Source organism: Arthrobacter sp. NPDC058097 (assembly GCF_042884885.1).
Taxonomy (GTDB): domain Bacteria; phylum Actinomycetota; class Actinomycetes; order Actinomycetales; family Micrococcaceae; genus Arthrobacter.
Genome location: NZ_JBHVSZ010000016.1, coordinates 24,657 through 33,178 on the forward strand (window position 1 = coordinate 24,657; position 8,522 = coordinate 33,178).

At 66.7% G+C, this 8,522-nt stretch carries 6 protein-coding genes; 2 read left to right on the forward strand and 4 right to left on the reverse strand.

From position 1 onward, the window contains the following. Positions 1–215 precede the first annotated feature (215 nt). On the forward strand, positions 216–2,435 hold the full coding sequence (locus ACFVTE_RS21700) for an NADP-dependent isocitrate dehydrogenase (RefSeq protein ID WP_387104197.1): 2,220 nt from the start codon (positions 216–218) through the stop codon (positions 2,433–2,435). Positions 2,436–2,521: 86 nt separating this feature from the next. Here the strand turns inward: ACFVTE_RS21700 and ACFVTE_RS21705 are convergent, their stop codons facing one another. Beyond that, positions 2,522–3,412, reverse strand: coding sequence for an SRPBCC family protein (locus ACFVTE_RS21705; RefSeq protein WP_387104200.1), 891 nt, complete (start codon positions 3,410–3,412; stop codon positions 2,522–2,524). Positions 3,413–3,682: 270 nt separating this feature from the next. Here ACFVTE_RS21705 and ACFVTE_RS21710 point away from each other — a divergent pair, with 270 nt between their 5' ends. Next, positions 3,683–5,899 carry a catalase gene (locus tag ACFVTE_RS21710; RefSeq protein WP_387104203.1) on the forward strand — a complete coding sequence of 739 codons (2,217 nt, stop codon included), beginning with the start codon at positions 3,683–3,685 and terminating at the stop codon, positions 5,897–5,899. A 68-nt stretch (positions 5,900–5,967) separates the two neighbouring features. Here ACFVTE_RS21710 and ACFVTE_RS21715 read toward each other — a convergent pair whose 3' ends face one another. The 3 genes from ACFVTE_RS21715 to ACFVTE_RS21725 form a co-directional block, all read right to left on the reverse strand. Beyond that, positions 5,968–6,486 carry a mucin-associated surface protein gene (locus tag ACFVTE_RS21715; protein ID WP_387104205.1) on the reverse strand — a complete coding sequence of 173 codons (519 nt, stop codon included), beginning with the start codon at positions 6,484–6,486 and terminating at the stop codon, positions 5,968–5,970. Continuing rightward, entirely contained in the window at positions 6,483–7,688 is a 1,206-nt protein-coding gene (locus tag ACFVTE_RS21720; RefSeq protein ID WP_387104208.1) for a serine/threonine-protein kinase, read from the reverse strand. The genes ACFVTE_RS21715 and ACFVTE_RS21720 overlap by 4 nt, the downstream gene beginning before the upstream one ends. Before the next feature lie 192 nt (positions 7,689–7,880). Continuing rightward, positions 7,881–8,522: LPXTG cell wall anchor domain-containing protein (locus ACFVTE_RS21725; RefSeq protein ID WP_387104211.1), on the reverse strand; the 642-nt coding region annotated here is incomplete at its 5' end.

The window sequence follows — 8,522 nt, forward strand, 5'->3', positions numbered from 1 at the left end:
TCAGCCGCCGAAGCGGTATTCGTTTATGAGAGAAAGATTAGGACTCCTTGGCTCCGGGGACAATGGATAGTGTGGCGGAAGCCACAGTAACTGGGTCATGCAGGGGCATTCGGCCGCCCGGGTAAGGTTCATCCGGTTCACCTCGGGTAAGTTAAAGGTTGGTGAAATAGACCGGAATACCAGATACAAGCCGACCTTCAGGGAGACGCCCGAGCATGGCCAAAATTATCTATACCCACACCGACGAAGCGCCGATGCTGGCTACTTATTCGTTCCTGCCGATCATTGAGGCGTTCGCGTCCACGGCAGGTGTGCAGGTGGAGACCCGCGATATTTCGCTGGCCGGCCGCATCATCGCCGTCTTCGGCGACTACCTCACTGAAGAGCAGCGGATCGGTGACGCCCTGGCTGAACTGGGCGAACTGGCGAAGAAGCCGGAAGCCAACATCATCAAGCTGCCCAACATCAGCGCATCCGTGCCGCAGCTGAAGGCCGCCATCGCCGAGCTTCAGTCCCAGGGCTACAAGCTGCCGGACTACCCGGACAACCCCACGTCCGACGAAGAGACCGCCATCCGCTCCCGGTACGACAAGATCAAGGGCTCCGCCGTGAACCCGGTCCTGCGCGAAGGCAACTCGGACCGCCGCGCGCCCCTGTCGGTCAAGAACTACGCCCGCCAGAACCCGCATTCCATGGGTGCCTGGACCCCCGAGTCCAAGACCAACGTGGCACACATGGACGCCAACGACTTCCGCTCCAACGAGAAGTCCGTGGTGGTTCCGGCCGACGGCACCATCGAAATCCAGCTGGTCCGCGAGGACGGCACGGTCAAGGTCCTGAAGAAGGCCTTCCCGGTCCTCGCCGGTGAAGTCATCGACGGCACCGTCATGCGCGCCGCCGCCCTGGACGAATTCCTGGCAGCACAGGTTGCCCGCGCCAAGGAAGAAGGTGTGCTCTTCTCCGCGCACCTGAAGGCCACCATGATGAAGGTCTCCGACCCCATCATCTTCGGCCACGTGGTCAAGGCTTACTTCTCCGAGCTGTTCGACACCTACGGCAAGCAGCTCGCCGCCGCCGGCCTCAGCCCCAATAACGGCCTCGCCTCCATCCTCAACGGTCTGGACGAGCTGCCGGAGGACGTCCGGGAGGGCGTCCAGGCCGCCATCAAGAAGGGTCTCGAAGAAGGCCCCGCGATCGCCATGGTGGACTCCGACAAGGGCATCACCAACCTGCACGTCCCCAGCGACGTCATCGTTGACGCCTCCATGCCCGCCATGATCCGCTCCTCGGGCCACATGTGGGGCCCGGACGGCAAGGAAGCCGACACCCTGGCAGTTCTGCCGGACAGCTCCTACGCCGGCATCTACCAGGTTGTTATCGATGACTGCCGCGCGAACGGCGCCTTCGACCCCACCACCATGGGCACCGTCCCGAACGTCGGCCTCATGGCCCAGGCTGCCGAGGAATACGGCAGCCACGACAAGACCTTCGAGGCCCAGGTCCCCGGCAAGATCCAGGTGGTCGACGGCTCGGGCAACGTCCTGATCGAACACGAAGTTGCCCCGGGTGACATCTGGCGGGCCTGCCAGACCAAGGACCTGCCCATCCGCGACTGGGTGAAGCTGGCCGTGAACCGCGCCCGCGCGTCCCAGACCCCGGCGGTGTTCTGGCTCGACGAGACCCGCGCACACGACGCCAAGCTCATCGAGAAGGTCCGCGAATACCTGCAGGAGCACGACACCGAGGGCCTGCAGATCGAGATCCTGTCCCCTGTGAAGGCCACAGCCTTCACCCTGGAGCGCCTCCGCAAGGGCGAGGACACCATCTCCGTCACCGGCAACGTGCTGCGCGACTACCTGACGGACCTGTTCCCGATCCTGGAACTGGGCACCAGCGCCAAGATGCTGTCCATTGTTCCGCTGATCAACGGAGGCGGCCTCTTCGAGACCGGTGCCGGCGGCTCCGCCCCGAAGCACGTCCAGCAGCTGCTGAAGGAAAACCACCTGCGCTGGGACAGCCTGGGTGAATTCCTGGCACTGGCCGTCAGCTTCGAGCACCTGGCCAACACCACGGACAACGCCCGCGCCCAGGTTCTGGCCGACACCCTGGACCGCGCCACCGGGACGTTCCTGCTGGAGAACAAGTCCCCGAGCCGCAAGGTCGGCGAGATCGACAACCGCGGCAGCCACTACTACCTGGCCCAGTACTGGGCACAGGAACTGGCCAAGCAGACCGAGGACGCCGAGCTGGCGGCCTCCTTCGCGCCGGTTGCCGACGCGCTGACTTCCAACGAGGAAGCCATCGTCTCCGAACTGCTGGGCGTACAGGGCCAGCCCGTCGACATCGGCGGCTACTACCGCCCCGACGCCGAGAAGGCTGCCGCCGTGATGCGGCCGTCCGCCACGCTCAACAAGATCGTCGCCAGCCTGGGCTAAGTCTCCGGCTGAGCAACAGAAGCGCCCCTCCACTCGTAAGAGTGGCGGGGCGCTTCCGTGTGTTGAATTGCCGGCCGGGCCTGGAGTTACCGGTCGGGGATGTCGTCGCGGCGGGTGTCCGTGTGCCTGGTTTCGTTCCGCGGCTCACCTGTTTCGGCGTCCCCGTAAGGGGCGTCGACGGCCATGTCCGGGTCCGCGTCCACGGGCCGTTCCGTTGCCGCGGCGTCGTAGGCGTCACCGGATTCGTAGCTCCGGCCGGGAACCGCATCCATGCCGGCTCCCTCGGAGTAGCCGGTGCCGGCGCCCGGGTCACCGTTGCCTCCGGCTGCTGTAGCTCCCAGACCGGCGCCAGCGCCAACACCTGCCGCCCCGGCGCCCGCCCCAGCACCGGTTGTTCCGGCGCCAGTTGTTCCGGCACCGGCACCCGTCGTTCCAACGCCAGTTGTTCCGGTGCCAGCTCCCAGGCCGGTACCGACGCCGGTTCCCGCGCCGGCCGCCGTCGAGCCCGCCTCACCTTCCACCTCGCCACCGCTGACGCTTTCACGCCAGGCGCCGGTTTCCGTGTCGCGTTCTTCGATGAACTTCTTGAACTTCCTCAGGTCCGCCGCGACCTGCCGGGAATCAAGGCCGGTGGCTGCGCCAAGCTTCTCCACCGCGGATTCGGGCTCCCAGGTCAGCTCGACGTTCACCTTGGTTTCGTTGTCGCCCACGGGTTCGAACCAGACGGTGCCTGAGTTCCGCGGCTCGTTCAGGCTCTCCCAGGTGACGCGCTGGTCCGGCTCCTGCACGGTGATCTGGGCGTCGTACTCGCGCTTCACACCCGCAATGCTGGTTTCGAAATGAACAGTGGTGTCATCGAGCTGGCGGACGGCGTCCACGCCGCTCATGAAATTGGGGAAGTCCTCAAACTGGGTCCATTGGTTGTAGGCCTGGCGTACGGGAACATCGACAGTGATCGATTCCTGGACAGTTGCCATGCTTGGTTCACTCCTTCAGCGTACGGGCGGGTTGGCCCGTGGTTCTGTGCCTTGTTCGGATGGAACACCTCCAACGTAGCGGGAAGCAGCCGGCATTTGAAGAGAGAAGCTAAGGCTGCTGACTATGAAGCAGGAAGCGCCCAAATGACGGCCCGAGGTTGTGGCTGACGCGCCGGATTTCATAGGGTACTAAGCAGGCTTATCTTTTGGTCAATGCCCAGTGCAGCGGCCGAGTCCCGTTAGGCCGCCGCTTCGGAAAGGATCGTCTCAGTGCCTGAAGAATCAGCAATCAACATTCCGGGAGCCCCGGCAGGAGAGCAGCCCGCCGTCGTCGAACCCACCAACCCAAGGGAACCGTTGCCGCCCAAACCGGACCAGCAGGGGCCGGAAGCAGTGTCTCCGACGGGCAGCCCGACGGGCGCGCCGGAGCACGCCCGGGCGCAGTCCGGCCAGTACCTGACCACCGCGCAGGGCACGCGGCTGGCGGACACCGACCACTCACTGAAGGCCGGGCCGCGGGGACCGATCCTGCTGCAGGACCACCACCTCCGTGAAAAGATCACCCATTTCGACCACGAGAGGATTCCGGAGCGCGTGGTGCACGCCCGCGGCGCCGGTGCCCACGGCGTGTTCCGTTCGTACGGCACGGCCGCCAACATCACCCGCGCGGGCTTCCTCGCCAAGGACGTGGAGACGCCGGTGTTCGTCAGGTTCTCCACGGTCCTCGGTTCGCGCGGCTCCGCCGACACCGTCCGGGACACCCGCGGATTCTCCACCAAGTTCTACACGGACGAGGGAACGTACGACCTGGTGGGCAACAACATCCCGGTGTTCTTCATCCAGGACGGGATCAAGTTCCCGGACATCGTCCACGCCGCCAAACCGCACCCGGACCGCGAGATTCCGCAGGCCCAGAGCGCCCACGACACGTTCTGGGACTTCGTGTCCCTGCACACCGAGGCACAGGCGCACACCATGTGGAACATGTCCGACCGGGGCATTCCGCGTTCGTACCGCACCATGGAGGGCTTCGGCGTCCACACCTTCCGGCTGGTCGACGCCGAGGGGGCCACGACGCTGGTCAAGTTCCACTGGAAACCGAAGCAGGGCGTTCACTCCCTGGTCTGGGAAGAAGCCCAGATCATCAACGGCATGGACCCGGACTTCCACCGGAGGGACCTTGCCGATGCGATCGAGGCCGGCGCCTTCCCGGAATGGGAGCTGGGCATCCAGACCTTCCCGGACGCCGAGGACCAGATGTTCGAGGGGATCGACCTGCTGGATCCCACGAAGTTTGTGCCGGAGGAGCTTGCCCCGGTCCAGCCGATCGGGCTGATGACGCTCAATGCCAACCCGGTCAACTACTTCGCGGAGACGGAGCAGGTGGCCTTCCATCCCGGGCACCTTGTGCCGGGCATCGACGTCACCAACGATCCGCTGCTGCAGGTCAGGCTGTTCTCCTACCTGGACACCCAGATCTCGCGGCTCGGCGGGCCGAATTTCGCGCAGATCCCCATCAACCGCCCGCAGGCTCCGGTGAACGACATGCTCCGCGACGGCATGCACCAGGCCGCCGTCCACGCCGGGGTAGCCCCCTACCGGCCCAATTCGCTCGACGGCGGCTGCCCGTTCAAGGCCGGGGCTGACCTTGGGGCGTTCGTTGACGTCCCGGAAGCCGTGGCGGAAGCCATCAAGCAGCGGAAGAATCCGGCGTCCTTCGACGACCACTACAGCCAGCCCCGGCTGTTCTTCCGGAGCCTCACTCCCGTGGAGCAGGAGCACGTGATCCAGGCCTACACGTTCGAGCTCGGCAAATGTTACGAGAAGCCGATCCGTGAGCGGCAGCTGCTCGCACTGGCCAACATCGATGCCTCGCTGTGCGCGGCCGTGGCTCGCGGGCTGGGGATGCCCGCGCCCGAGGCCACTGAGGACGTGCCGGACGCCCAGCCCAGCCCCGCCGTGTCGCAGCTGGGGAAGACCTGGCCTGTGGCGGGCCGCGTCGTCGGCATCGTGGCGGATGAGTCCAGTGACCTGGAGGCGGTGCGGGACGCCAGCAAGGCGCTCGACGACGCCGGCATCGTGCCGCTGGTGATCGCACCGTCCGGCGGCACTCTTCGGGGAGAGGACGACGGCGGGATCCCGGTTCAGCGGACGTACCTCACCGCCCGCTCCACAGAGTTCGACGCCGTCATCGTGGCAGGATCCGGGGCTCCGGCGGACGACGCCGAACAGGGACTGGACGCGAAAGCCGGTGAACCCGGTGCTTCGCTGGATCCGCGCGTCGTGCTGCTGCTGTCGGAGTCCTTCCGCCATGCCAAGGCCATCGGGGCATGGGGATCAGGTTCCGCCGGGGTGAATGCGGCCAGCATCCCGAATGATGCGGCAGGCGTGGTGCTGGGCGACAGTGCCGGGCAGGTGGTCCCGCAGATCCAGGAACTGCTGGCAGCCCACCGGGCGTGGGAGTGCTTCCCCGCAGCAACTGCCTGACGGGTGGATCTTAGGGCTAGAAGCGTCCTGACAGGTCTGTAGAACAAGGGCTGGTCCCCGCCGGGGGACTAGCCCTTGTTCTTGCCCGAGCCCTTGTCCTTGTTCCCGTCCGAGCTGCCCTTGCCTGAGTTGTCCCGCCGGCCGCCGTTCGCCGGCGCCGGCGCAGGGGCGGGAGCCGGTACCACGACAGCCGGCGCGGTTGTCGGTGAGGGCTTCGGGGCAGCTGTGGCCTTCGGAGCGGCAGCCCGGGCAGCGGCGCTCTTGGCTGCCTGTGCTGCCGCGAGGTCGGCCCGCACGGCGGTAATGGCCGCGGTGATGCTGCGGTGGCGTTTGAAGGAAACCTGCCCGGCGGCCGCCGCGGCATCAAGTTCGGAGGACAGGCTGGCCAGGGACTTCAGGGCGGCCGCGGGGTTGCTCCCCGCGGCAGACCGGGTGACCTCCAGGACCCGCTGCTGAAGCTTTGCGGCCGCGTCCGTCTCGAGTTCCGGGGCGGCACCGGCGCAGCCGGCCAATCCGGCTGCCAGCACGCACCCGGTAACGACGGTGACCGCCCGGCGCCATACGGCCGGTGCCTGGCGTGGGCTCATGGTTCAACGCTCCTTTGCAGCTCCACGAGATGCTCACCCAAGGTGCCGCTCACACTGGGGTAAGGGACGACGTCGGGCCTTTCGGGTGAGTTCGCGGCGACCGTGACGGCGGCTGCTCCGCCCAGCAGGATGGCCGTAGCCAGGGCGGCGCCAAACCGGAGCCGCCTGCGCCTCTTCGCTTCTGTGGGCCTGCCGTTCCGGTCCGCCGATGTCAGGGGTGCTGGTTTCTTGGCTGTTGTCCTGGCGGTGGACTGCGGCTCAGAAAGCCCGGGCGGGAGAATCGACGGCGGCCGGGCAGGCAGCGCGGGGAGGATGCGGGTGGGCTCCTCGGCCAGGTCTGCGGGTGCGGAGTCCGGTGACACGAGGGCGTGCCGGAGAGCCACTTCCAGGTCCCCGGCGGAGGGCCGCTCCAGCGGCTCAAGGGCGGTCATGGAGGCCAGCAGGTGCTGCCATTCCGTGGGCAGGTCGGCGGGGATTTCCGGGGCCCGGTGCAGCCGCGCCACCGCTGATTCCACGGCGCTGCCCGGGTACTCAACGGTGCCCTTGATGCATTCCAGCAGCACCAGGCCCAGTGAATAGATGTCCGACGCGGGGGACAGCGGGGAACCCATGGCCTGTTCGGGGCTCAGGTACGCTGCCGTGCCCACCATCGTGCCGGTGGCGGTGAGCCGGGTGCCGTCCACGATCCGGGCAATCCCGAAGTCCGTCAGTTTGGGCCGCACCGGCTCGCCGGGACGAACCTGGATGAGGAGAATGTTGGCGGGCTTGATGTCGCGGTGAATGATGCCCAGGCCGTGGACATAGGCGAGGGCGTCGGCGACCCCGGCACCGATGACGGACAGCTCATCGAGCGGAACACGGCTGTGCCGGATGCGGCTGCGCAGGTCCTGGCCCGCCACAAGTTCCATCGTCAGGAAAGGCCTGGGCTGGTCCGGCACGCGGGTATCCACGCCGGCGTCGAAAAGCGTCACGAGGCTGGGGTGGTTCAGGGTGGCCAGAAGCCGGATCTCGGCTTCCTGCCGCTTGAGTTCATCGGCATCCGCGGCCTGCGGGGCGAACAGCTTCAGGGCCACGTCCCGGCCGAGGTTCAGGTCCCGGGCCGTATAGACCGACGACATGCCGCCGCGGCCGATCACCTCACCCAGCCGGTAGCGCCCGCCCAGTACATCCGTAGTCACCCCGCTGGGCGATTCTTCCAACACGTTGCCGTCCTTATCAGCTCTGGCTCGGTGTTAAGAATAATACGTGTACTTAGTACTTGAGGCTGTTGGGTGGTTCTTGGCCGGATGACGCAGGGGCCGGGGCACGGCTTCGCCGGCGGTCCGACATCAGGAAGTCTAGATGTCGGACCGCCGACGATAGGCGCTTATTGCTGTCCGGACGGGACCGGACTGTTAGGCCTTCTTCCTCCGGATCACCAGCAGTGCTCCGATGGCGAGCAGGACCAGGGCGAGCGGCAGCAGCCCAGCGTCGGCTCCCGTGTTGGCCAGCGTCTGCTGTGCGGTGGCCACGTTTCCGTTGGCCATAGTCGCGGCGCTAGCCGGTGCGGAGACGCCTGTGGTCACCGAGCCGGCGGGCAGGATGGCGGCACCCGTCGTGGTGGTCCCGGTGCCAGCTCCCGCAGCGACTCCACCGGCCGTGTCGGTGCCGGATCCGCTACCACCGGTTCCGGTGGTGCCGGTGCCGTCAGTGCCGGTTCCATCAGTGCCCGTGCCTTCAGCTCCGGTTCCGGCTCCGTCTGTGCCGGTTCCATCCGTGCCCGTGCCGTCGCCCGGATCAGAGCCATTGCCGGTTCCGTCACTCGGATCAGTAGCGGGAGGCGTCGTCACGGTTCCTGTGCCAAGGCCTATGCCCAGATCGACACCCAGGTCCACCGATGCTCCAGTTCCCGTGCCGAGTCCGAGGTCGACGGTGCCTTCGGCGCCAGTTCCGGTGTTACCGGTGTTGCCGAGGTTGACGTCGAGGGTGGCTGCTACGTCAGCGGCCGGAACAACGGTGTCGGTTCCGGTCACTGCAGTGTTGCCCAGATTGATATC